Annotated in this window: 2 tRNA genes; both read right to left on the reverse strand. The window is 49.0% G+C overall.

From position 1 onward, the window contains the following. Nucleotides 1–29: 29 nt before the first annotated feature. Nucleotides 30–104 (reverse strand) — tRNA-Gln (locus BHE89_RS00825). A 5-nt stretch (nt 105–109) separates the two neighbouring features. Continuing rightward, nucleotides 110–186: transfer RNA gene (locus BHE89_RS00830), tRNA-Met, on the reverse strand. Nucleotides 187–292: the final 106 nt, after the last annotated feature.

Genomic DNA, 292 nt, shown 5'->3' on the forward strand with positions numbered 1-292 from the left:
CTCGCTCAGCGAGTCTCTCTTTCAAAATATGGCTGGGATACCAGGATTCGAACCTGGGAATGCCAGGATCAAAACCTGGTGCCTTACCGCTTGGCGATATCCCAAAAAATGGTGGCTATGACGGGATTCGAACCTGTGACCCCAACATTATGAGTGTTGTGCTCTAACCAGCTGAGCTACATAGCCATATTGAATCTAGCTAGCTATCTTTCTTTCGAAAGATGGCTGGGGTACCAGGATTCGAACCTGGGAATGCCAGGATCAAAACCTGGTGCCTTACCGCTTGGCGATA

It is taken from the genome of Shigella sp. FC1967, from assembly GCF_001743005.1.
In the GTDB taxonomy this organism is placed as follows: Bacteria; Pseudomonadota; Gammaproteobacteria; order Enterobacterales; family Enterobacteriaceae; genus Proteus.